24 protein-coding genes are annotated in these 21,709 nt (G+C 70.9%); 15 read left to right on the top strand and 9 right to left on the bottom strand.

Going from position 1 to position 21,709, the window contains the following annotated elements; genetic code table 11:
* Positions 1–14: 14 nt before the first annotated feature.
* The gene (gene yczE / locus EDD27_RS23315) at positions 15–617 is read right to left on the bottom strand and encodes a membrane protein YczE (protein ID WP_421915687.1); all 603 of its coding nucleotides are present in this window, start codon (positions 615–617) and stop codon (positions 15–17) included.
* 87 nt (positions 618–704) lie between these two features.
* Between yczE and yczR the strand changes: the two genes are divergently transcribed.
* Positions 705–2,243, top strand: coding sequence for a MocR-like transcription factor YczR (yczR, locus tag EDD27_RS23310; RefSeq protein ID WP_127934258.1), 1,539 nt, complete (start codon positions 705–707; stop codon positions 2,241–2,243).
* An 18-nt stretch (positions 2,244–2,261) separates the two neighbouring features.
* Here the strand turns inward: yczR and EDD27_RS23305 are convergent, their stop codons facing one another.
* Both EDD27_RS23305 and EDD27_RS23300 read right to left on the bottom strand, forming a co-directional pair.
* Positions 2,262–2,870, bottom strand: coding sequence for a trimeric intracellular cation channel family protein (locus tag EDD27_RS23305; RefSeq protein ID WP_127934257.1), 609 nt, complete (start codon positions 2,868–2,870; stop codon positions 2,262–2,264).
* Positions 2,871–2,894: 24 nt separating this feature from the next.
* The gene (locus tag EDD27_RS23300; RefSeq protein WP_127934256.1) at positions 2,895–4,373 is read right to left on the bottom strand and encodes a peptide MFS transporter; all 1,479 of its coding nucleotides are present in this window, start codon (positions 4,371–4,373) and stop codon (positions 2,895–2,897) included.
* 133 nt (positions 4,374–4,506) lie between these two features.
* On the opposite strand from EDD27_RS23300, the gene EDD27_RS23295 reads away from it, so the two are divergent.
* From EDD27_RS23295 to EDD27_RS23285, 3 genes are all read left to right on the top strand, one after another.
* Positions 4,507–6,351, top strand: a complete 1,845-nt coding sequence (locus EDD27_RS23295; protein ID WP_127934255.1) for an AMP-dependent synthetase/ligase — start codon at positions 4,507–4,509, stop codon at positions 6,349–6,351.
* 90 nt (positions 6,352–6,441) lie between these two features.
* Positions 6,442–7,689, top strand: coding sequence for a hypothetical protein (locus EDD27_RS23290; RefSeq protein ID WP_127934254.1), 1,248 nt, complete (start codon positions 6,442–6,444; stop codon positions 7,687–7,689).
* Positions 7,690–7,819: 130 nt separating this feature from the next.
* Positions 7,820–8,314: a hypothetical protein gene (locus tag EDD27_RS23285; RefSeq protein WP_127934253.1), complete on the top strand. Its 495-nt coding sequence runs from the start codon at positions 7,820–7,822 to the stop codon at positions 8,312–8,314.
* Between the two features lie 52 nt (positions 8,315–8,366).
* On the opposite strand, the gene EDD27_RS23280 is transcribed toward EDD27_RS23285, so the two are convergent.
* On the bottom strand, positions 8,367–9,014 hold the full coding sequence (locus EDD27_RS23280) for an NAD(P)-dependent oxidoreductase (RefSeq protein ID WP_127934252.1): 648 nt from the start codon (positions 9,012–9,014) through the stop codon (positions 8,367–8,369).
* Between the two features lie 113 nt (positions 9,015–9,127).
* Between EDD27_RS23280 and EDD27_RS23275 the strand changes: the two genes are divergently transcribed.
* The 3 genes from EDD27_RS23275 to EDD27_RS23265 all read left to right on the top strand — a co-directional run bounded on the left by EDD27_RS23275 (position 9,128) and on the right by EDD27_RS23265 (position 11,469).
* Positions 9,128–9,502, top strand: a complete 375-nt coding sequence (locus EDD27_RS23275; protein WP_127934251.1) for a winged helix-turn-helix transcriptional regulator — start codon at positions 9,128–9,130, stop codon at positions 9,500–9,502.
* 135 nt (positions 9,503–9,637) lie between these two features.
* Positions 9,638–10,627: a GTP 3',8-cyclase MoaA gene (gene moaA / locus EDD27_RS23270; protein WP_127934250.1), complete on the top strand. Its 990-nt coding sequence runs from the start codon at positions 9,638–9,640 to the stop codon at positions 10,625–10,627.
* 584 nt (positions 10,628–11,211) lie between these two features.
* Positions 11,212–11,469: a DUF6457 domain-containing protein gene (locus EDD27_RS23265; RefSeq protein ID WP_127934249.1), complete on the top strand. Its 258-nt coding sequence runs from the start codon at positions 11,212–11,214 to the stop codon at positions 11,467–11,469.
* Positions 11,470–11,784: 315 nt separating this feature from the next.
* On the opposite strand, the gene EDD27_RS23260 is transcribed toward EDD27_RS23265, so the two are convergent.
* Positions 11,785–12,099, bottom strand: coding sequence for a DUF3099 domain-containing protein (locus EDD27_RS23260; protein ID WP_127934248.1), 315 nt, complete (start codon positions 12,097–12,099; stop codon positions 11,785–11,787).
* 366 nt (positions 12,100–12,465) lie between these two features.
* Between EDD27_RS23260 and EDD27_RS23255 the strand changes: the two genes are divergently transcribed.
* The 5 genes from EDD27_RS23255 to EDD27_RS57890 all read left to right on the top strand — a co-directional run bounded on the left by EDD27_RS23255 (position 12,466) and on the right by EDD27_RS57890 (position 14,385).
* A complete protein-coding gene (locus EDD27_RS23255) occupies positions 12,466–12,678 on the top strand; it encodes a dodecin (protein WP_127934247.1) in 213 nt (70 codons plus the stop codon).
* Between the two features lie 70 nt (positions 12,679–12,748).
* The gene (locus tag EDD27_RS54525; RefSeq protein ID WP_164903761.1) at positions 12,749–12,913 is read left to right on the top strand and encodes a hypothetical protein; all 165 of its coding nucleotides are present in this window, start codon (positions 12,749–12,751) and stop codon (positions 12,911–12,913) included.
* Between the two features lie 396 nt (positions 12,914–13,309).
* Positions 13,310–13,861: an arsenate reductase/protein-tyrosine-phosphatase family protein gene (locus EDD27_RS23250; protein ID WP_127934246.1), complete on the top strand. Its 552-nt coding sequence runs from the start codon at positions 13,310–13,312 to the stop codon at positions 13,859–13,861.
* Between the two features lie 18 nt (positions 13,862–13,879).
* Positions 13,880–14,269, top strand: a complete 390-nt coding sequence (locus EDD27_RS23245) for a hypothetical protein (protein ID WP_127934245.1) — start codon at positions 13,880–13,882, stop codon at positions 14,267–14,269.
* Complete coding sequence (locus tag EDD27_RS57890; RefSeq protein WP_277750746.1) at positions 14,263–14,385, top strand: hypothetical protein; 123 nt, start codon at positions 14,263–14,265, stop codon at positions 14,383–14,385. Before EDD27_RS23245 ends, EDD27_RS57890 begins: the two co-directional genes overlap by 7 nt.
* 75 nt (positions 14,386–14,460) lie before the next feature.
* Here EDD27_RS57890 and EDD27_RS23240 read toward each other — a convergent pair whose 3' ends face one another.
* Together EDD27_RS23240 and EDD27_RS23235 are read right to left on the bottom strand one after the other, a co-directional pair.
* Entirely contained in the window at positions 14,461–15,831 is a 1,371-nt protein-coding gene (locus EDD27_RS23240; RefSeq protein WP_241564207.1) for a metallopeptidase TldD-related protein, read from the bottom strand.
* Positions 15,828–17,321, bottom strand: coding sequence for a TldD/PmbA family protein (locus EDD27_RS23235; RefSeq protein ID WP_127934243.1), 1,494 nt, complete (start codon positions 17,319–17,321; stop codon positions 15,828–15,830). Before EDD27_RS23235 ends, EDD27_RS23240 begins: the two co-directional genes overlap by 4 nt.
* Before the next feature lie 77 nt (positions 17,322–17,398).
* Here EDD27_RS23235 and EDD27_RS23230 point away from each other — a divergent pair, with 77 nt between their 5' ends.
* Both EDD27_RS23230 and fabI read left to right on the top strand, forming a co-directional pair.
* Complete coding sequence (locus EDD27_RS23230) at positions 17,399–18,094, top strand: beta-ketoacyl-ACP reductase (RefSeq protein WP_127934242.1); 696 nt, start codon at positions 17,399–17,401, stop codon at positions 18,092–18,094.
* Between the two features lies 1 nt (position 18,095).
* On the top strand, positions 18,096–18,860 hold the full coding sequence (fabI, locus tag EDD27_RS23225; RefSeq protein ID WP_127934241.1) for an enoyl-ACP reductase FabI: 765 nt from the start codon (positions 18,096–18,098) through the stop codon (positions 18,858–18,860).
* An 89-nt stretch (positions 18,861–18,949) separates the two neighbouring features.
* On the opposite strand, the gene EDD27_RS23220 is transcribed toward fabI, so the two are convergent.
* Positions 18,950–19,771: a hypothetical protein gene (locus EDD27_RS23220; protein ID WP_127934240.1), complete on the bottom strand. Its 822-nt coding sequence runs from the start codon at positions 19,769–19,771 to the stop codon at positions 18,950–18,952.
* 127 nt (positions 19,772–19,898) lie between these two features.
* Entirely contained in the window at positions 19,899–20,846 is a 948-nt protein-coding gene (locus tag EDD27_RS23215) for an aldo/keto reductase (protein WP_127934239.1), read from the bottom strand.
* Positions 20,847–21,014: 168 nt separating this feature from the next.
* Here EDD27_RS23215 and EDD27_RS23210 point away from each other — a divergent pair, with 168 nt between their 5' ends.
* Complete coding sequence (locus EDD27_RS23210) at positions 21,015–21,701, top strand: MSMEG_4193 family putative phosphomutase (protein ID WP_127934238.1); 687 nt, start codon at positions 21,015–21,017, stop codon at positions 21,699–21,701.
* The last annotated feature ends 8 nt before the right edge of the window (positions 21,702–21,709 follow it).

The raw sequence follows: 21,709 nt of genomic DNA, 5'->3' as shown, positions 1-21,709 counted from the left end.
TCAATCATGCCGTTTCATGTCCGGCCCGCCCGCGGAGCCGGCGTCAGCGGGAACCAGCGGGTGAACAGCTGCGTCAGCGGCCCGATGGCCAGCGCGAACACCAGCGTCCCGACCCCCACCGTGCCGCCCAGCAGCCAGCCTGCCGCCAGCACGGTGATCTCGATGAGGAACCGGCCCAGCCGCACCGACAGCCCGAGCCGTACCAGCCCCGTCATGATCCCGTCCCGCGGTCCCGGGCCCATGCCGGCGCCGATGTAGAGCACGGTCGCCAGCGCGATCGCGACGACGCCCAGCGCCAGGTACACACTCTGGAACGCCAGCTGCGCGGGCGTGGGCAGCAGGTAGATCGCGCCGTCGGCGAACAGCCCCAGGAACACCACGTTGCTGATCGTGCCGATGCCCGGCCGTTGCTTGAGCGGGATCCACAGCAGCATCACCAGCGCGCCGACGCCGATGATCACGGTGCCGATCGACACGCCGATCCTGACCGCCACTCCCTGGTGGAACACGTCCCACGGGTCGTTGCCCAGCCCGGACTCCACCTGAAGGCCGATGCCCAGGCCGTACAGGGCCAGCCCGCCGTACAGCCGGGCCAGGCGGGCGGGGAAGGAACTCACTCTCGCAACGGTCGTCTCGCTCATAATGGCCACAGAGTGGCAGGCCATCGACTTGCTAAAACAGGGCCAATCACGAAAAGTGGCCTTATGAGGCATCTCTCGGCGGCCCAGGTGGCCCGGCTGGTCAACGTCGACCCCGGCGCCCGCCCGTACTATCGCGCGCTCGCCGACGGCGTCCGCAACCTGATCATGGACGGTCAGATCCCGGTACGCGTCCGCATGCCCGCCGAACGCCACCTCGCCGAGATCCTCAAGGTCAGCCGCACCACCGTGACGTCGGCGTACGACCTGCTGCGCGAGCGCGGCTACCTGGAGAGCCGGCAAGGCTCGGGCAGCTGGACGGCCCTGCCGGACCCGGCCACCACGCCGGACAACCCGTGGCTCAGCACCGACGGCGACGGCCTCGTCCAGCTCCACGCCGCCGCCCCGCCCGCGCCCTCCGCCCTCCGGAGCGCGATGCTGGAGGCGGTCGAGGACCTGCCGAGGTACGGCATGGGCAACGGCTACGACCCCATCGGCCTGCCGGCGCTCAGGGAACGCATCGCCGCCCGCTACACCGCCAGAGGGCTGGCCACCCGGCCGGAGCAGATCGTCGTCACCACCGGCGCCCAGCACGCCATCCAGCTCGTGTTCGGCCTGCTCGTCGGCCCCGGCGACCCGGTGCTGGTGGAGTCGCCGACGTACCCGCACGCGATCGACGTGGCCCGGCAGCGTTCCGCCCGGATCGTCCCCGTCGGGATCTCGCACGAAGGCTGGCAGACCGACCTGCTGATCGGGGCCATGCGCCAGTCCGGGGCACGCCTGGCCTACCTCATGCCCGACTTCCAGAACCCGACCGGCGCCCTCATGGACGACGCCACCCGCGCCGCCGTCGTCGGCGCGGCCCGGCGTACCGACACGCTGGTGCTGGTGGACGAGACCTGGATGGAGCTGGCGCTCGACGAGGTGCCGCACACGTCCCCCATGGGCTCGTTCGACACCGACAGCCGCGTGATCAGCATCGGGTCGGCGTCGAAGTTGTGGTGGGGCGGGCTGCGCATCGGCTGGATCCGCACCACGGCGGCGCTCGCCCGGCGTCTGGCCGTGCACCGCTCGGCCGTGGACATCGCCAGCCCGGTCCTGGAGCAACTGGTGGTGGCGCGGCTGTTCGACCGGCTGGAGGAGACCCGCGCCGAACGCCGCCGCACCCTGCGGGCCTCACGGGAGACTCTGGTGGCGGCGCTGCGCGAGCAGTTGCCCGAATGGACGTTCACGGTGCCGCGCGGCGGCGGCACGCTCTGGGTACGCCTCAACGGCGACGCCCCGAACGCGATCGCGCCCGGGTCCGGCGCGACTCGGATCGGGCCCGGGTCCGGCGCGACTCGGATCGGGCCCGGGTCCGGCGCGACTCGGATCGCGCCCGGGTCCGGCGCCACCCCCTTGGCCGAGGCGGCCGCCGGCCATGGCGTGCGCCTCGCCCCGGGCCCGTGGTTCGGCTTGGAGGGCACGCTCGAGGGCTACCTGCGCCTGCCGTACACGCAGCCGCCCCAGGTCCTGGCGGAAGCGGTCACCCGCCTGCGCGCCGCCCGCGACCACGGCCCCGTCGGCGCCTCCCGCCCGCCGGACCCGCTCATCATGATGGTGTGAGGGGACAGGCCGCGACCGTCACTCGCCGACGCCCCTGGCCAGCGGCGCGCGCCACTTGAAGCGCATCGCCGCGATCCGCAGCCCGAACGCCAGCACCGCCGCCGACAGCGTCGCCGGCCACCCGTGCAACCCGTACGAGTACACCACCGCCATCGCCCCCGACCCCAGCATCGCCGGAACGGCGTACAACTGCCGGTCGTACAGCAGCGTCGGGATCTCCCCGGCCAGCACGTCACGCAACATCCCGCCGCCCACCGCCGTCACCACCCCCAGCAGGGCGGCGTGCAGCGGGCTCAGCCCGTACTCCAGCGCCTTCTCCGTCCCCACCGCGCAGAAGAGCCCGAGCCCGGCCGCGTCCAGGACCAGGATGGCCGGCATCACCCGGGCCACGTGCGGATGCCAGAAGAACACGATCACCGTGGCCGCCACCGGCACCAGCACGTAGCCGACGCTCTGGAAGGCGGCCGGCCGCACGTTCAGGATGAGGTCGCGAACCACACCGCCGCCCAGGGAGGTCATTCCGGCCAGCACCATCATCCCGACCACGTCGAGCCGTTTGCGCACCCCCATGAGCGCACCGGACAACGCGAAGACGAAGATTCCGACGAGATCCAGAAGCTGAGACACGGCACCCTGTCTACAGGATGAGGTCTATCGGATGGCCTCGGCGTGGTAGTGCTCGGCCATGAGCACCCGCAGCCGCCGCGTGAACATGAACAGCGCCACCCCGGCCGCGATCGCCAGCGCCGCCAGCACCAGGTAGTACGCGGGATCTGACAACACCCGGCTCAGCCGCCCGGTCTGCCCGCCGACCGCGTCGCCCACCGACACCGCGATGAACCACACTCCGAGCATCTGCGACTTGAACGCCTCCGGCGCCAGCTTCGTCGTCACCGACAACCCGACCGGGCTGAGGGACAACTCACCGAACACCTGGATCACGTACACCAGCACGAGCCACCACACCGACACCCGCCCGGCCCCCGCAAGCCCGGCCGCGATCGCCATGACCACGAAGCTCAGCCCCACCGTGATCAGCGCGAACCCGAACTTCTGCGGCGTGCTCACCCGGGTGCCCAGCCGCACCCACAGCGCGGCGAACACGGGTACGAAGATCATGATGAACAGCGGGTTGAACGACTGCGTCGTGGCCGCTTGGATCCGCACCCCGAACAACGACAGGTCGGTATGGCGCTCGGCGAAGAACAGCAGCTTGGTCGGCGCCAGGTCGTAGATCATCCAGAAGATCGCCGCGGCGATGAACAACCAGATGTACGCCTTCATCCGGTCCCGCTCGTCCTCGGTGAGATGGTGACCGCCCATCATGATGTAGCCGAAGTACGCGACCGGCACCGCCAGGATGATCACGGTGATCACGACCGTGAACCGGTCGATGGTGAGCGTGCCCGTCAACGCCCACAGGCCCAGCGCGATCACCGCCGCGCCCGTCCCCAGCCCGGCCAGCCGGCCGAAGCGGCGCCGCTCGTCGGGTGACAGGCGCAGTCCCGGACGCTCGCCGGTGCCGCGCAGGGACCGGCCGCCCCACACGTACTGGGCCAGGCCGAACGCCATGCCGACCGCGGCCGCGCCGAACCCCAGGTGCCAGCGGTCGCCCGCGGCCAGCCAGCCGACCACGAGGGGCGCGAAGAACGCGCCCAGGTTGATGCCCAGGTAGAACAGCGAGAACCCGGCGTCCCTGCGGCCGTCCTCGTCCTCGCTGTAGAGGCGCCCCACCATGACCGAGACGTTGGGCTTGAGCAGGCCCGTGCCGGAGATGATCAGCAGCAGGCCCAGCCACACGAACAACGGCGTCGTCACCGGGATCGCCATGCTGATGTGGCCGAGCATGATGACGAACCCGCCCCAGAACACCGACCTGCGCGGCCCGAGTATGCGGTCGGCGATCCACCCGCCCGGCAACGCCACCAGGTAGACCAGCGCCTGGTAGACGCCGACGACCGCCTGCGCCGTCTCCTCCGACATGCCCAGGCCGTTCCGCGCCGGGGACGCCGCCATGAACGTGGCCAGGATGGCGCGCATCCCGTACCAGCTGAACCGCTCCCACATCTCGGTGCCGAACAGTGTCGCCAGGCCCCAAGGGTGTCCGAAGAACGTCCTGCCGCCCGCCATGGATGAACACCCCCGAATCGCATCCGTTCGATCACTGTACGTGAACGACGCTCACGAGGTCTTGCCGCTACGCGGCGCGTGTGGTGCGATGCATGCCACTCGTGCAAGTGAACACTGACGGGAGAGGCGTGCCATGGCCGAAGTCCTCGAGGTCCGAGCCGAGATCGAGCACCAGATTGCCGGCCGTACCGTATGCCTGCAGCTCCAGCAGGCGGCCGAGCGGCATTCCGACGCACCCGCCTATTCCGACCCCGAGGGTGACGGCTGGCGCACGCTGACGTACGCGCAGGCGCGGCAGCGGGTCCTGGAGATCGCGGCCGCCTTCGCCGCCCTCGGGCTCGAGCCGGGCGACTCCGTGGCGTTGATGATGGTGAACCGGAGCGAGCACGTGCTCGCCGACCTCGGCGCGGTGCACGCCGGCGGCGTCGGCTGCACGGTCTACTCGACGTTCGCCCCCGAGCAGATCGCGTTCGTGGCCGAGAACGTGGGCGCCAAGTACGCCGTCCTCGGCGGCCCGGCCGAGCTGGCCCGCTGGCAGCCGGTGCTCGACCGCCTCACCGGCCTGCGCAGGATCGTCATGCTGGAGGGGGCGCCGTCCGGCGACGACCGGTTCATGGCGTGGGCGGACTTCCTGGAGCTCGGCCGCGCCCGCCTGGCCGACGACCCCGCCCAGGTGGAGGACCGCTGGCGCGCGGTCACCCCCGACGACGTCGTCACCGTCCTCTACACCTCCGGCACCACCGGCATGCCCAAGGGCGTCCCGCTCACCCACGGCAACGTCTTCTACGAGGTCGCCGCCACGGACCGGCTCACCTCGCTGCCCACCTTGGGCACGCAGATCTCCTACCTCACCTATGCGCACATCGCCGAGCGCATCCTCAGCCTCTACCTGCCGCTGGTGAAGGTCTCCCACGTGTACTTCTGCACCGACCTGGCCAACCTGGGCGCCACGTTAGGACAGGTCAGGCCGATGATGTTCTTCGGCGTGCCGCGCGTGTGGGAGAAGATGATGGCCCGGCTGCTCGCCGTGCTCGCCACCCAGCCGGAGGAGCAGCAGGCCGCCGTGCGGTCGGCCATGGAGGCCGGGCGGGCGTACGTCGAGGCCGGCCAGTACGGCCGCACCATCACCTCGGAGATCCGGGAAGCCTACGAGAAGGCCGACGCCTCCCTCCTGTCGATCATCCGCGGCATGATCGGGTTCGACCGCGCCGAGTGGACCGCCACCGGCGCCGCCCCCCTCGCCCCCGAGGTGCAGAACTTCTACGCCGGGCTCGGCCTCAAGGTCATCGACGTGTACGGCATGACCGAGACGACCGGCGCGTTCACCGGCAACAGCCCCGCCTGCTACCGCCTGGGCACCGTCGGCAGGGCCGAGCCCGGCGTCGAGATCCGCATCGCCGAGGACGGCGAGCTCCTCACCCGCAGCCCGCTCAACACCCGCGGCTACCTCAACCGCCCCGAGGCCACCGCCGAGCTGATCGACGCCGACGGCTGGCTGCACACCGGCGACATCGGCACGGTCGACGAGGACGGCTTCTACCGGGTGGTGGACCGCAAGAAGGAGCTCATCATCACCGCCGGCGGCGAGAACATCTCCCCGGCCGAGATCGAGAACCACCTCAAGCAGCACCCGCTGATCGGCCAGGCCCTCGCCTATGGCGACCGGCGGCCGCACACGGTGGCCGTGCTGACCCTCGACGGCGAGGTCGCGCCCGGCTGGGCGCAGGCCCGCGGCGTCACGTTCACCTCGCTCGCCGAGCTGGCCGAGCACCCCGAGGTGCTCAAGGAGGTGGGGGCCGCGGTCGAGGCCGCGAACGCCAAGCTGGCCAGGGTGCAGCAGGTCAAGAAGTGGGCGCTGCTCGGCACCGAATGGACCGCCGAGACCGAGGAGCTCACCCCGAGCCTCAAGCTCAAGAGGCGGATCATCCACGCGAAGTACGCAGACGTCATCGAAGGGCTCTACAGCGAGCCCAATTAAGCGTTTCACTCCCGGCGGATCCGGGGCTTTGCCATTCGGGGTGTGTGTTGTGGTCCTGGTCATTACCGGCTGGTTCCTACCGTCTCGATCATGACCAGAGGACTGCTTCTCGTCTCGCTAGCGGCGGGGGCGCTCACGGCGCCCGCGCCTGCCTCCGCCGCCGCGACCGAACTCGCCATCCGAGCCATCACCGTACGTCCCGCGGAGCCGGTGGTCGGGGCACGCGACTCCATCCGCCTGGTGATCGACGTGGTCGCCAAGGGGGTGCGGGCCAAGAACGGCGTCACCGTCAAGGTGGAGCCGGGCGCCGCGCCGGGGCCGCTGCTGGTGTCCAAGCCGCCGGTCACGGACCCGTCGCCGGCCGCCCCGTCACCGTCCCCGTCGGACCCGTCCTACCCGCCTGCCCCGTCACCGTCGCCGTCCGCCGCCACTCAACCCGGTCCCGGCCGGCCGATCGACCCGAACCAGTCACTCGGCCCGAACGAGTCCCGCCCGCCGATGCAGGCCACGGTACCGAGGCCGAGCTTGGAGCCGCTCCCGAACACCGAGCCGGTCCAGGGTGCGGCCCCGGTTCAGGGCGCGGAGCCCGTTCAGGGTGCGAAGCCCGTTCAGGGTGCGAAGCCCGTTCAGGGTGCGAAGCCCGTTCAGGGTGCGAAGCCCGTTCAGGGTGCGAAGCCCGTTCAGGGTGCGAAGCCCGATCAGGGCGCCGAGCCGGTCCAGGGTGCGGCGCCGGCGCCGGCTTCGAGGCCGCTCCAGGGCGCGGAGCCCGCGGCCGGGGGCGCCGCCCCGGCGGTCCAGGCCGGAAACCCCGAGCTCGGTGCGCAACCCGCTCCCGCCCTGCCGCCGCGGCTCGTGTGGCGACTGGCGGCGAGCCCTCCCGCCCGCATGGCCGACGGCTGGGAGACCTGGCGGTTCCTGCCCGACAAGCGCCTGAGCCGCTTCTATCCGGCGGGCACCTGGACCGTCACCGCCACTGCGCACGGCAAGGACGGGGCGACGGTGACGGAGTACGCGTCGTTCCAGCTCAGGCGGGACACCAAGCTGTCGGAGGTGCAGGTGGAGCGCGCCAGGGGAGCGGTACGCCTACGCGGCTCGCTCACCCGGGTGGACCCGCGCGGCGTCACCGACTACGGCCCGTTCGGCAAGCAGCGGCTGGAGATCCTCTGGCGCCCGGACACCGCCGCCGCCTGGGAGCGGGTCGGTGAGACGATGACGGACGCCGCGGGCACGTTCGTCAGCACGATCTCGGACCGCACGGGAGGCCACTGGCGCGTCCGCTACGCAGGAACGGGACACTTCGCCCCAGATGTCTCAAAATCCCTGCAAATAGCCCAATAGCTGCTTACGTACCATCGTGCGGCGTTGCACAATCGTGATCAACTTTACCGCAACTTTTCCTTACCCTTACGCGTCATTGGCAGATGACGTGCCCGCTTCGGGCGCGTTCGACACGGGGAAGGAAAGTCACGTGAAGATGCGACGTCTCGCCGCCGGCCTGGCGGCCGCGGCCCTGGGCGCCACGGTGGTGACCAGCGCGGCCTCGCCCGCTTTCGCGGACGAGGTGGACCCGGACATCGCCGGCGGCAACACGAGCCTGACGTTCGACGCGAACCCGGAGCCGGCCTGGCGCGGCAAGCCCATCGACCTCGAGGGCAAGCTCTCCGTGCAGTGCGCGGAGGACTACATCAGCGGCTTCGTGTCGGTGCACCACGCCGACACCTGCAAGAAGCAGGAGCGCTGGCACCGCCTCGCCTGGAAGCGGATCGTGATCCTCTTCCAGCCGGACGGCAGCGGCAAGTGGGAGTACGTGGACACCATCAGGACCGGCCGCAACGGCTACTTCCACACCAGCGTGCCGGCCCGCACGTCGGGCACGTGGCGCGCGGTCTTCGAGGGCGCCAAGTGGCTGGAGCCCTCGGAGGGCACGGACTGGGTCAAGGTCATCGGCCACCGCCACCACTAGTCACACCAGAACGCCCGGCCGGCTCCGGCCGGGCGTTCGCCATGTCCGGGCATCAATAGGACACGGCCACCTGCACCCGGTGGTGCGCGCCGCCGCCGGCCTCGTCCACCACCGCCACCGCCAGATCGGCGAACGAGAACACCCGGTCGCCCTCCGCCGGCTCCGGCACCCGCCCGTCCCCGATCCGGTACCGGCCGGTCCGCTCCGCCGCCTCGTCCAGGAAGACCGGCGGCGGCGCGAGCACGACCCAGTCCAGATCCGACTGCTCGTACACCGGCAGCTCCGCCGCGTGCCCCAGCGAGAACGCCCGCGCGTCGCCGGGGAACCCGGGCGTGTCCGCCAGCCGGATCCCGGGCGAGACCTCCAGCAGGCTGCCGATGCCGATCGCCACCAGGCGGCGCACCCCGGCCCGCGACAGCCCCTCGACCAGGGCGCCCGCCGCCGCCGCGTAGAACTCCTCCGACGGCACATCCATCCGGGCCGCCGCCTGGACCGCAGCGTCGTGCCCGGCCGCGGCCGCCGCCACGCTCGCGGCGTCGGTGACGTCGCCGGCGACCACTGCCACCCCCTCGTGCGCCAGGTCACCGTGCTTGCCGGGATCGCGTACCACGGCCGTCACCCCGTGCCCGCGCCCGGCCGCCTCCGCGACCACGCGCCGCCCGGCCCGGCCGCCCGCGCCGAAAACCACGATCTTGCCCATCGCCGCCACGCTCCGTTCCTCTCGTGACGGCCGGACTTCCCGGCCGCCGTCCCGGCAGACGGTAGAGGGCGACCTGTCGCTTTCCGCAACGATAGTTACCTACGATGACGGGCATGGGAGTGCCGCTCGATCCGGACATGTTCGCCGGTTGTCCGCCCGTCGCCGCGCCGATCCGCATCGGCGACAAATGGACCGCGAAGATCATCCGCTGCCTCGAGCCGGGTCCGCGGCGCTTCACCGAGCTTCAGACGCCGCTGCGCGGCATCACCCCGAAGGTCCTCACCGAGTCCCTGCGCGCCATGGAACGTGACGGCCTGCTCACCCGGACCGCGTACGACGAGATCCCGCCACGCGTGGAGTACGCGCTCACCGACCTCGGCCGCAGCCTGCTCGAACCCATGAACGCCGGCTGCGAATGGTCCAGGAGGCACCTGGCCGAGCTCATGCGCGCCCGCGAGACCTGGGAGACCGCCAGGTCGGGGGCATGAGCGCTGATGCCGCGGCCTCAAGCGGAATCGATCTAGAGCCGAATGTGTTGTCGTGCGGAGAAGGGTTGATGGTGAGTGGCCGTCGACGGGCGTCGTAGGCTGGCCCTCTGGCGAACGAACAGGAGGTGACGCCCCGTGTTGCGAGACTCGTTCGGACGGGTGGCGACAGATCTTCGGGTGTCCCTCACGGACAAGTGCAACCTGCGCTGCACTTACTGCATGCCGCCCGAGGGCCTCGACTGGCTGCCCAACGCCCAGCTCCTCACCGCCGACGAGATCGTGCGCCTGGTGCGGATCGGGGTCGAACGGCTCGGCATCACCGAGGTCCGCTACACCGGAGGCGAGCCGCTCCTGCGGCGCGAGCTGGTCGACATCGTGGCTCGCACCGCCGACCTGCGGCCGCGGCCGCAGGTCTCCCTGACCACCAACGGCATCGGGCTGGCCCGCCTGGCCGAGCCGCTGGCCGCCGCCGGGCTCGACCGCGTCAACGTCTCGCTCGACACGCTCGACCCCGGGACGTTCAAGCGGCTCGCGCACCGCGACCGGCACGCCGACGTGATCGCCGGGCTCGCCGCCGCCGACCAGGCGGGGCTGCGCCCGGTCAAAGTCAACGCCGTGCTCATGCGCGGCCTCAACGAGCACGAGGCCGTGCCGCTGCTGCGCTGGTGCATCGAGCAGGGCTACGAGCTGCGCTTCATCGAGCAGATGCCGCTCGACGCACAGCACGGCTGGAACCGCGCGGACATGGTCACCGCCGACGAGATCCTGGGGCTGCTGTCCGCCGGGTTCGCCCTCGCGCCCGACGACCTGGAGGAGCGCGGCAGCGCGCCCGCCGAGCGGTTCCTCGTCGACGGCGGGCCGGCCAGGGTCGGTGTGATCGGGTCGGTGACGCGGCCGTTCTGCGGCGCGTGCGACAGGGTCAGGCTCACCGCCGACGGCCAGGTCCGCAACTGCCTGTTCGCCACCGAGGAGTCCGACCTGAAGACGGCCATGCGGGCGGGCGCGTCCGACGACGAACTGGCCGAACGGTGGATCGCGGCGGTGACCCGCAAACGTGCCGGGCACGGCATCGACGACCCGTCTTTCCTCCAGCCGTCCCGCCCGATGTCCGCCATCGGCGGCTAGGCCCCCGCGGAATGCGCACTCCGCCCCCGCCGCCCCCGCACGGGGCGCGCGGTCACGGCGTGTCGCGCGCACCCGCGAGAGTCCAGGCAGCGTGAGCGGCTCCCTGCCGACGGGTCGGACGAGGCGATGACCCGCGCCGACGTGCCTGGCGACAGGGCGGCGCGCGCCCACGGGAGCGGCGACATGGCGACGCGCACCGACGCCACCCACGGCAAGACCACCCGTGGTGACGCGTCCCACGCCCTCAGGACCGGCGGCGGGAGCGCCCTCGCCGCTGGCGCAGGCGGCGGGACGTAGCCGGTCGAGGGCACCGGCGACCCGAGCGCATAGGCCGACGCTGCGAGCGTTGCCGCGCCTCCGGCTGACGGCTCGGGCGGGGGCAACGTCCCCAGCCGAGGGCGTCGGTTCCTCGGCGCATCAGGCGGAGGGTGTGGGTGATGCGGCGGATCCGGCCAAGGGGCGTTGGGCGAGCGAGGACCGCGGCAGACGGCGGGCGAGAGCGGTGGCTCGCCGGCACGCGCCTGGCGCTGCGCGGGCGCCCGTGGGTCGACTGCGACACAATGGACGATCTGGAGGAGGCTCGCATGAACGTGCTCAACGAATGGACCGCGCTGGCCTGCAAGGAGCTGGGCATCGACCCGGCGGCCGTGGACCGCGACCTGATTCTCGACCTGACCAAGGAGGTCGCCCACGGCGTCGCCCGCCCGGCCGCGCCGCTGACGGCGTACCTGCTCGGACTCGCCCAAGGGGCGGGAACCGCCCCTGAGGATGCTGTGGCGAGACTGACCACATTGGCGAAGAACTGGAGCCGCGCCACCACTGAGACGCTGACAGACGACTGACACTCGAACGAACTCTTGAAGTCAAACCCGCTCCCGCCTGAAAGTTTGCTGTGAATTTCGGCGCGGGAGCGGATGTAAACGATTTCGGGAAAGCGGCCCTACCAACTGCCTGAGGGGCGCCGCTCTAGATCGTCCGGCGGCAAAGGTTTCGCCAGGAAAAGGGCGACGCCGGGTGGTTACGGGGGCAAACCACCCGGCGTCGCTTCATCGGCGTTCCGACGGGGGCCCGGAACGCCGGCACCAGCACTCCGACGGGGGACCGGAGCGCTTGGCTAAAGCGTACACCTACAACCCATGGGATGCGTCAAGACTTAGTCACGACCCGATCTCGCGTCGATGCAGCGGTATCTCGGTTTGGTTAGCCTCAGGGCTCTGAAAGGTAGGAGGCGGGGCAGGCTTCCCTCTCTCATTGGCCCCGATTACGGCTATGTATGGCAAAAAGACCGCCGCCGCGATGAACAGCAGCCGGTACGGCCACGGCAGCGGCACCACCACCGCCAGGATCAGGCAGATCGTGCGGATCCCCATCTTGATGAGGTAGCTGATCTCGCGCTTGCGGATGTCCGCCGACAACGACGGCCTGGCGTCGGTGACCTGGTGGACGTCTGGTTTCCTGCGCCACCCCTTCATCGTGATCCTTTACCGGAGACTCCGTCTTCAGGACGGAGAAAGCCTGCAGAGTAGCGATGGGTGATGCTAAGGTTACGCACGGGTGATGGACGGAGTCGAAGGCACCGGGCGACCGGGAAACGGCTCCTGGCCCGATATCGGTCATCACTCCATCGCGGGCGGCCTGCCGCCTGGGGCGTTGTCAACCGCCCGGACGCTACGGCCGTCCGGCATCCAGCCGGAAGATTCGAGAGCAAGCCCCCTCCCCTCGGGTGGGTGCAGTTGACATGTTCCACCGTAAACCTCGGACGACTGAGGGCGCGACGGCGCCCTCAGGTGGTCACGAAGGTCATGCGATCATGGCCTTCGAGTAAGGAGGATACGGAGATGACCGATCGAACGTACCGGGTCACCGAGATAGTCGGCACGTCGAGAGAGAACGTCGACGAGGCCATTCGCAACGGCATCCGGCGGGCTGCGCAGACCCTGCGTCACCTGGACTGGTTCGAGGTGACCGAGATTCGCGGCTACATCGACGAGGGCGAGGTCGCGCACTTCCAGGTGGGGTTGAAGGTGGGCTTCCGCCTCGAAGACGCCTGAGCGGCGTTCTCAGGGCCTTACGCGAGGCATCCCCAGGGGGCAGGGCGGCGCCGGGCGGCACACTGCGGGCGTGGGGAGCCGTACCGTGGCGTTGGTGGCGGCGCTGACCGTCGCCGTGGCGCCTGCCGCCTGCGCCACCGCACCCCCTCAGACGGCACCCGCACACCGGGAAGGCGCCGCCATCCTGCGCCCGACCCCGGACCAGGTCGCCCGGACGTGCCCCTGTACGAGATGACCTACCACGGCGGCTACGACGCCGAGGCCCCGCTCACCGACGCCGACCTGGCCAGGAAGGACGCCGGCTGGGTCTGCTCGCCGACCGGGCGGGCAGATCCGCGGTCGTCGAGTACGCCGGCAAGCTCCACGTCATCGAGACCGCCTCCTCACCAACATCACGACGGCCGGCACCGACCGGGCCGCCAGGCCGACCGATCATCGCTACCGGAAGCCGGCCGAGGGTGGGCAGGCGGACGCCCTGGAGTTGCTGCGCGGGTTGCCCAGCCGCACACCCGATGGTCCGTCGACTACGACATCCAGGCCGGAACCGCCAGGCTCGTCGCTGGGTAGCGCTGGGATCGCGTCCACATCCTGCGTCTCTCATGACACGATCCGAGCGATTAGATTGGCCGATGTGAGTTTCCGCATTCTCCTGGTGTGTACGGCCAACATCTGCCGTTCGGCCATGGGAGAGGTGATCGCCAGGGCGATGCTCCAGTCCGCGCCCTTGCCCGTGGCGACGGGCAGCGCGGGAGTCCGTGCCCTGGTCGGCCAGCCGATGGCGCCGCACGCGGTCGGCGCGCTGGGCAAGCTCGGCCTCGACGGGCGGGCGCACCGGGCCCGGATGCTCGACCTGGACCTCGTCAGGTCGGCGGACCTGCTGCTGACGATGGAGGCCGGGCACGTCGCCGTCGCGGTTGACCTCGACCCGGCGGCCGCGCACAAGACGTTCACGCTGCCGGAGTTCGCCGCCCTCGCCTCCGGGGCAGGAGGCCGCCGCTACCGCTCCGACACGGTGGAACGTGCCCGCGCGATCGTCCAGTCGGCCGGCGCCCGCCGCAACCGGCGGCGCGCCTTGGAGGTGTATGACCCGTACGGCGGCCCGCCCGAGGGCTACGACGCCTGCGCCAAAACCCTCGGCGAATCCCTCAGCCACGCCCTCGGCGCGCTCCTCGGCCCCCGCTGACCACCAGGCTCCCCTCACATGCGTGCCGCGCGGCCGGCGCGCGCCCGGCCGTTCTGGCGCGGCCGCACCCGGTTCCGCTGGGGTGCCGTCGCGTACGTGCCGTACTTGTCGGCCGATGGCGCCGCCGCGCAGTTGGACACCATGCCGACCACCCGCCCCGGTGTCCGGCCGCTCGGCGAGCTTGTCCGGGGTGATATCGACGGCGACAGCACCCAGTCCAGCGCCGAACCCGCCTCCGGGCACGACCAGCTCTGGGCCGGGCGATGCTGCAGATGGGCAACACCGCCGGCAGCGGCCTGGGGACGACGCGGGACGGTGGTCAAGGCGGGCGCGTTCGGCACGAAGATCCCGGGCGGGGACGTGGACGCGGGGGCGGCGGGCACCCGGCGACGAACCACGGATTGCTGATCAAGGTCGGTGACGGGGCGGAGGCCGCCAAGCAGACCTTGCAGCTCCTGCCGTCGGAAGCCGCCGAGCCGCAGCTGCGTCCGAAGCTGCGCGTCACCTACACCACCCCAGCGTAGGGAGCGCTCCTCACCCAGGGACGCCCGCTCGGGGGCACCTCAACCCGAGCGGCGCGTCCCGTCCCAGCCGGGTCGTCAGCTTGCCTGGCTGACCGTGGACATGTTGAAGTCCGGCACCCGGACCGGCGGCATGACGGTCCGCTGGAAGTAGTCGTTCCACTCCCGCGGCAACGTGCGCTCGCTCGCCCCCACCTCCGTCAGCCGTCCCAGCAGGTCCACCGGGCTCTCGTTGAACCGGAAGTTGTTGACCTCGCCCACGACCTCGCCGTGCTCCACGAGGTAGACCCCGTCCCGGGTCAGCCCGGTCACGAGCAGCGTCTGCGGATCGACCTCACGGATGTACCACAGGCAGGTGACGAGCAGCCCGTGCTGGGTGGAGGCGATCATCTCCTCCAGCGACCGGCCGCTCTCGGCCCCCGTCATGATGAGGTTGTCGATGCCGGGCGTCACCGCCAGCCCGCTCAGCTGGGCCGAGTACCGCGTCTGCAGCAGCGCCTCCAGCCGCCCGTCCTTGATCCAGTCGGTCGGCTCCAGCGGCAGCCCGTTGTCGAAGACCGAGCTCTGCCTGCTGGAGGCGTGCGCGGTCACGAACGGCGCGCACGCGATGCCCGCGGCGGCCGGATCGCTCGACAAGGTCACCGGCAGCCTGCCGAGCTGCTCGCCCACCCGGGTGCCGCCGCCCGGCTTGGAGAACACCGACCGCCCGTCCAGCGCGTCCCTGGCCCCCGCCGACCAGAACAGGTAGATCATCAGGTCGGCCACCGCGCTGGGCGGCAGCAGCGTCTCGTAGCGGCCGGCCGGCAGGTCCACCCGGGTCTTGGCCCATTCCAGCCGCTGCGCCAGCGAGGAGTCGAGCGCGGCCACGTCCACGTCCGTGAAGTCCTCCGTGGACACGCCGGTCCACGCCGACCGCTTCAGGTCGGCCGACTTGGCGTTGAGCTCCAGCCGCCCGGTCGGCTGGTCGTGCCGCAGCCGCACCCCCGTGGACGTGCCGAGGAAGGTCGAGGTGAGCGAGTGCTCGGCGAAGCCGTACAGCTTCCTGCCGCCCGCCTCCGCTGCCGCGAACGCCTCGCCGAGCGCCGGCGCGAACCCCTCGAACACCCCGATGTCGGTCGGACGCACGTCCGAGCCCCAATCGGCCGACTGGGGCACGCCCTCGACGAGCGGGCGGGCGTCCTCGGCAGGCTGCGCGTCCCGCGCCGCCGCGTCCGCCGCCGCCACGATGTCCGCGAGCTGCTCCTCGCGTACGGACGCCCGCGACACCACCCCCACGCCCTCGCCCGCGATCGAGATCACGGTCAGCCGGGACGAGCGGGCGACGCCGTTCGTGGTGAGCGTGTTGCCCGCGAAGCGCAGGTTGGCCGTGGACCCCTCGTCCACGAGCACCACGCAGCCGTCGTTCTGGGAGAGCTCCAGCGCCCTCTCCACGATCTCTTGGGGTGTCACTTTCCGCCCTCCTGCACGGTGTTGAGGATCCGCACGCCCTTGAACAGCGCCGACGGGCATCCGTGGCTGACCGGGGCGACCTGCCCCGGCTGGCCCTTGCCGCAGTTGAACGCCCCGCCCAGCACGTACGTGTCCGGTCCGCCGACCGCCTCCATCGACCACCAGAAGTCCGTGGTCGTCGCCTGGTAGGCGAAGTCCCTGATCTGCCCGGCCAGCTTCCCGTGCGAGATCCGGTACGCCCGCTGCCCGGTGAACTGGAAGTTGTAGCGCTGCATGTCGATCGACCAGCTCTTGTCGCCGACGATGTAGATGCCCCGCTCGACCCCGGCGATCAGCTCCTCGGTCGAGGGCCCGTCCGGCGCCGGCACCAGCGACACGTTCGCCATGCGCTGGATCGGCATGTGCCCCGGCGAGTCGGCGAAGGCGCACCCGTTGGACCGCCCGAGCCCCTTCATCAGCGCCATCCGCCGATCCAGCTGGTAGCCGACCAGGATGCCGTCCCTGATGATGTCGAAGCTCTGCCCCTGCACGCCCTCGTCGTCGTAGCCGATCGTGGCCAGGCCGTGGGTGACGGTCCGGTCGCCGGTCACGTTCATCAGCGGCGAGCCGTAGACCAGCTCGCCGAGCTGGTCGAACGTGGCGAAGCTGGTGCCGGCGTAGGCCGCCTCGTAGCCGAGCGCCCGGTCCAGCTCGGTGGCGTGGCCGATCGACTCGTGGATCGTCAGCCACAGGTTGGACGGGTCGATCACCAGGTCGTAGTCGCCCGCCTCGACCGACGGCGCCGCCAGCTTCTCCGCCAGCAGCTCGGGCAGCTGGTCCAGCTCGGCCGGCCAGTCCCAGCCGGTGCCCGTCAGGTATTCGTAGCCGCGCCCGACCGGCGGCGCGATCGTCGACATGTCGTCGAAGCCGCTTTCGTGCGCCTTCATCGCGTTGAGCTTGGGGTGCACCCGCACCCGCTGCTGCGTGGTCACCGTGCCGGCCGTGTCGGCGTAGAACTTCTGCTCCTTGACCTGCAGCAGCCGCGCCGACACGTGGTCGGCGCCCTTCATCAGCCCGGCCGACCACGCCGCCAGCAGGCCCACCTTGTCGGCCTGCGGCACGTCGAACGGGTCCACGTCGTACGACGACACCCACACGGCCTCGGCGTGCACCGGCTCCGGCGCCAGCTCGATCGGCTCCCTGTTGATGGGCGCGCTCACCTCCGCCACCCGCACCGCCTGCTCGGCCACCACCGCGGCGGCCTCGGGCGTCAGGTGGATGCCGGCGGCGAACCCCCACGTGCCGCCCTTGACCACCCGCACGGCGTAACCGAGGTCGTCGGCGTCCATGGCGCCCTCGAGCCGGGTGTCGTAGAGGCTGAGCGTCTCGGCTCTGACGCGTTCGAGCCGGAAGTCGGCGTGCTCGGCGCCGAGGTCGCGAGCGCGTTGCAAGGCGGCGTCCGCGAGCTGCCGCAGCGGCAGCTCCAGGAAATCGGGATCGATCTGGCGCATGTCCACGATCCTAACCCCGTGATCTTGTGCCACCCGGACAAGTCGATACCGGCGGGTAGGAGATAACGTCAGGTTTCATGGCACGCTCAGTACTCGTCACCGGGGGCAATCGCGGCATAGGCCTCGCGATCGCCCGTGAACTCGCCGCGGCAGGCGACGCCGTCGCGGTCACCTACCGATCGGGGGAGCCGCCCGAGGGCCTGTTCGGCGTGCGCTGCGACGTCACCAGCACGGCCGACGTCGAGGCCGCCTTCGACAAGGTGGAGGCCGAGCAGGGCCCGGTCGAGGTCCTGGTCTCCAACGCCGGCATCACCAAGGACACGTTGCTGGCGATGATGAAGGAAGACGCCTTCACCGACGTCATCGACGCCAACCTGACCGGCGCCTACCGTGTCGCCAAGCGGGCCATCCGCCCGATGATGAAGCTCAAGCGCGGCCGGATCATCCTCATCTCCTCCGTCGTGGGCCTGTCCGGCCAGGCGGGACAGGCCAACTACGCCGCCTCCAAGGCCGGCCTGGTCGGCTTCGCCCGCTCCCTCGCACGCGAGTACGGCTCGCGCAACATCACGGTCAACGTGGTCTCGCCCGGCTTCGTCGCCACCGACATGACGGCCGATCTCGACCACGAGAAGATCGTCGCGAACATCCCCCTCGGGCGGCAGGCGGCCCCCGAGGAGATCGCGCGCGTCGTGCGCTTCCTGGCGAGCGGCGACGCCTCCTACATCACCGGTGCCGTGATCCCGGTCGACGGCGGACTCGGAATGGGGCACTGACGTGGGCATTCTCCAAGGCAAGCGGATCCTGGTGACCGGCGTGCTCACCGACGCGTCGATCGCGTTCTCGGTGGCCAAGCTGGCGCAGGAGGAGGGCGCCACGGTCGTCCTCACCGGGTTCGGCCGGTTGAGCCTGGTGGAGCGCATCGCCAAGCGCCTGCCCTCGCCGGCGCCGGTGCTGGAGCTCGACGTCCAGAACACCGAGCACCTCGACACCCTGGCCGCACGGGTGGGCGAGCACGTCGACGGCCTTGACGGGGTCGTGCACTCGATCGGCTTCGCCCCGCAGACCGCGCTCGGCGGCAACTTCCTCAACACCTCGTGGGAGGACGTCGCCACCGCCCTGCAAGTGTCGACGTACTCGTTCAAGTCCCTGGCCGTGGCCTGCCTGCCGCTGATGAAGGAGGGCGGCGCGGTCGTCGGTCTCGACTTCGACGCCTCCAAGGCATGGCCCGTCTACGACTGGATGGGCGTCGCCAAGGCCGGCCTCGAGTCCTGCAGCCGCTACCTGGCCCGTGACCTCGGCAAGCAGAACATCCGCGTCAACCTGGTCGCCGCCGGCCCGCTGCGCACGATGGCCGCCAAGTCGATCCCGGGCTTCAAGGAGTTCGAGGACAGCTGGCCGGAGAAGGCCCCGCTGGGCTGGGACCTGTCCGACACGATCCCCGCCGCCAAGGCGTGCGTGGCCTTGCTGTCCGACTGGTTCCCCGCCACCACCGGCGAGATCGTCCACGTGGACGGCGGCGTTCACGCCATCGGCGCCTGACCCTGCGCGAGCCGGTCGAGGATGTCCTCGACGTCGATGCCGTGACCGAAGTCCAGGCTGATGGCGACGTCGCGGCTCACGAAGATGGCTTATGCCAGGCGGTGGCGGCCGCTGCCGACGCGGGCCGGCTCGAACGGGATCGACTCCACCTGCTCCGCACGCTGCCGCCGCTGCTGCACGATCCGCGTCGCCAGCACCGCCGAGCCCAGCATGGCGATCGTCAGCACCGTCCCCAGCACGTCGGAGGCCGGCGGGGTGGGCCGGATCACCTGCTGGTCCTGCATCGGCACCGTCAGCTCGTGCGCGAACGGGTTGGGCCACAGCAGGTCCACCCGCGGCTCGTCCGTGTCGGCGGTCGGCCGCTCGGACACCGGCCGCTCGTTGTCCATCTGCTGCGGCCGGCTCTCCGGCGGCCTGGGCTCGCCGGTCGCCACCGCGGAGGAGTCCTTCTCGCCGTCGTGGGAGGTGCGGTCGGGGGACGGCGTGGGGCGCGGTGACACCTTGTCGTGCCCCGACTTGTCCTCGCAGGCCAGCACGGGGAGGCAGACGTCGCCGAGCCCTTCGGGCACCAGCCCGGTCTTGGACGGGGTGGCCGACGGGCCGGCGGTCTTGGAGGGGGAGGGTGTGCCGGTGGGGACCGCGGTGCCGACCCGTCCGAGCACGTCGTCGGTGGTCTTGTCCACCCCGCTCGTCACCGGGTCGGTGGTGCCGCCGGTCAGTGAGTCGACCGTGTCGGTGACCGTGTTGACGACGTCGCAGAGGGTGTTGGTCACCCCGGACAGCAGGCCTCCCTCGCGCGTGCAGTCCTGGCCCGTGGCGGATCCCGTGGACACCGTGGCCGAGGCCGCGGCCGGGGCGGTCGACAGCGCCACCGCGAGAACTCCGGCCGAGATCGCGGCCCTGCTCCCCATCCGTCCCCTCCTGCGTCGCCTCCGAAGGAAATCTTTATGGATATCGCTCGTCAGGCGCAGGCTTTTCGCGGGTAACGTTGCGATTCGGTATCGACTAGTGATACGCGAGTGTTGCTCTCGTTCGTGATCAGTCGAGTGACGACACGTCATCGAGGGCCTCTCGGATCTCTATGGGCAGCACCACGTCTTCGGCCGGCAGGGCCCCGGTGAGCTGCGCGTGCGTACGGGCGCCGACGATGGCCGAGGCCACGCCCGGCTGGTCGCGCACCCACGACAGGGCCACGGCCAGAGGCGACACCCCCAGCCCGTCGGCGGCGGTCATCACGGACTCGACCACCCGGCGGCTCCTCTCGTCGAGGTAGGGGCGCACGAAGTCGGCGAAGTGCGGCGTCGCGGCCCGGGAGTCGGCCGGGATGCCGGTGCGGTATTTCCCCGTCAGCACCCCGCGGCCCAGCGGGGACCAGGCCAGCACCCCGACGCCGAGGTGGGCGGCGGCGGGCAGCAGCTCGCGTTCGGGCTCGCGGGCCAGCAAGGAGTATTCCACCTGTGCCGCGGTGATGGGGATGCGTCCGGGGATCATCTTCTGGGTGACCGCCGCGGCCGCCAGCTGCCAGCCGGTGTAGTCGCACACGCCCGCGTAGACGGCCCGGCCGGAGGCGACGATCGCGTCGAGCGCGGCCAGCGTCTCCTCCAGCGGCACCTCGTCGTCGTACGTGTGCAGCTGCCACAGGTCGACGTAGTCGAGCCCGAGGCGGTTGAGCGAGTCGTCGACCGCGGCGATCAGGTGGCGCCTGGAGGCGTCGCGCGGACGCCGGCCCGCCGGCGTCACCACGGCCTTGGTGGAGATCACCAGCTCCGAACGCGGCACCGAGTCGCGCAGCAGCCTGCCCAGGAGCCGCTCGGCGTCGCCGCCGGTGTAGACGTCCGCCGTGTCGACGAGAGTGCCGCCCGCGTCCACGAACGTGCGGAGCTGGGCGGCCGCCTCGTCCGCGTCGGTGTCACGGCCCCAGGTCATCGTGCCGAGCCCCAATCGGGACACCGACAGGCCGCTGTGGCCGACATAGCGCTGCTCCATGATCCCGCCAGGTTACCAACAAGAAACCTGCTCATCAGGCTGCCGCCCGGCTGTCGTTGGTGGCCATCGCCATAGCGGCGGCCCCCCTCGCAGGTTTCTCATTGGCCGTCCGGGCGGCATCGTCCGCCCGGCTTCGACACTGTGATCGACGCCTGCGACACTTGCGGGGTGACCACGCTGCTTCTGGCCCGGCACGGGCTGACCGACCTCACCGGGCCGGTGCTCGCCGGCCGCACCCCCGGGGTGCGGCTGAGCGAGGCGGGCCGGGCGCAGGCTGCCGCGCTCGCCGTGCGCATCGCCGGCGTCAGGCTCGACGCCATTGTCTCCAGTCCGCTCGAACGCTGCACGGAAACGGCCGAGGCGGTGGCCGAGGGCCGGGAGCTCGGTGTGGAGATCGACGAGCGGTTCATCGAGTGCGGCTACGGCGGCTGGACCGGCCGGCCGCTGAAGGAGCTCGCCCGGGAGCCGCTGTGGCAGGTCGTGCAGGCCCACCCCAGCGCGGCGGCTTTCCCGGATGGGGAGTCCTTGTCCGGAATGCAACATCGCGCCGTCTCGGCGGTCCGGGAGTGGAATCAACGCCTGGGGGAGAAGGCTGTCTACCTGGTTTGCAGCCACGGCGACGTGATCAAGTCGATCGTCGCCGACGCTCTGGGCCTCCACCTCGATCATTTTCAGCGGATAACGGCTGATCCGGCGGCTCTCACCGTCATTCGCTATGCCCCCTTGCGCCCCTTTGTTCTCAGGCTCAACGATATGGGGGAATTGCGGCTTCCCGAGGATTCGGAGGAGAAAGACGGGGGAGAAAACATCACCGGGAGCGATGCCGCCGTCGGTGGCGGGTCCGGAACCACGTAAGGTCAGGC

This window comes from Nonomuraea polychroma, assembly GCF_004011505.1.
Taxonomy (GTDB): domain Bacteria; phylum Actinomycetota; class Actinomycetes; order Streptosporangiales; family Streptosporangiaceae; genus Nonomuraea; species Nonomuraea polychroma.
The sequence above is the reverse complement of the archived record's forward strand: the minus strand, read 5'-3'. Positions and strand labels throughout refer to the sequence as shown.

What these genes read in the sequence shown, in the direction of transcription:
- EDD27_RS23260 (WP_127934248.1), bottom strand. Translation starts at nt 12,099, where the DNA reads ATGAAGGGGTGGCGCAGGAAACCAGACGTCCACCAGGTCACCGACGCC.
- EDD27_RS23215 (WP_127934239.1), bottom strand. Translation starts at nt 20,846, where the DNA reads ATGGAGCAGCGCTATGTCGGCCACAGCGGCCTGTCGGTGTCCCGATTG.
- EDD27_RS23265 (WP_127934249.1), top strand. Translation starts at nt 11,212, where the DNA reads ATGAACGTGCTCAACGAATGGACCGCGCTGGCCTGCAAGGAGCTGGGC.
- EDD27_RS23220 (WP_127934240.1), bottom strand. Translation starts at nt 19,771, where the DNA reads ATGGGGAGCAGGGCCGCGATCTCGGCCGGAGTTCTCGCGGTGGCGCTG.
- EDD27_RS23235 (WP_127934243.1), bottom strand. Translation starts at nt 17,321, where the DNA reads ATGCGCCAGATCGATCCCGATTTCCTGGAGCTGCCGCTGCGGCAGCTC.
- EDD27_RS23280 (WP_127934252.1), bottom strand. Translation starts at nt 9,014, where the DNA reads ATGGGCAAGATCGTGGTTTTCGGCGCGGGCGGCCGGGCCGGGCGGCGC.
- EDD27_RS23255 (WP_127934247.1), top strand. Translation starts at nt 12,466, where the DNA reads ATGACCGATCGAACGTACCGGGTCACCGAGATAGTCGGCACGTCGAGA.
- EDD27_RS23230 (WP_127934242.1), top strand. Translation starts at nt 17,399, where the DNA reads ATGGCACGCTCAGTACTCGTCACCGGGGGCAATCGCGGCATAGGCCTC.
- EDD27_RS23275 (WP_127934251.1), top strand. Translation starts at nt 9,128, where the DNA reads ATGGGAGTGCCGCTCGATCCGGACATGTTCGCCGGTTGTCCGCCCGTC.
- EDD27_RS23295 (WP_127934255.1), top strand. Translation starts at nt 4,507, where the DNA reads ATGGCCGAAGTCCTCGAGGTCCGAGCCGAGATCGAGCACCAGATTGCC.
- EDD27_RS23245 (WP_127934245.1), top strand. Translation starts at nt 13,880, where the DNA reads ATGCGTGCCGCGCGGCCGGCGCGCGCCCGGCCGTTCTGGCGCGGCCGC.
- EDD27_RS23300 (WP_127934256.1), bottom strand. Translation starts at nt 4,373, where the DNA reads ATGGCGGGCGGCAGGACGTTCTTCGGACACCCTTGGGGCCTGGCGACA.
- EDD27_RS23290 (WP_127934254.1), top strand. Translation starts at nt 6,442, where the DNA reads ATGACCAGAGGACTGCTTCTCGTCTCGCTAGCGGCGGGGGCGCTCACG.
- yczR (WP_127934258.1), top strand. Translation starts at nt 705, where the DNA reads ATGAGGCATCTCTCGGCGGCCCAGGTGGCCCGGCTGGTCAACGTCGAC.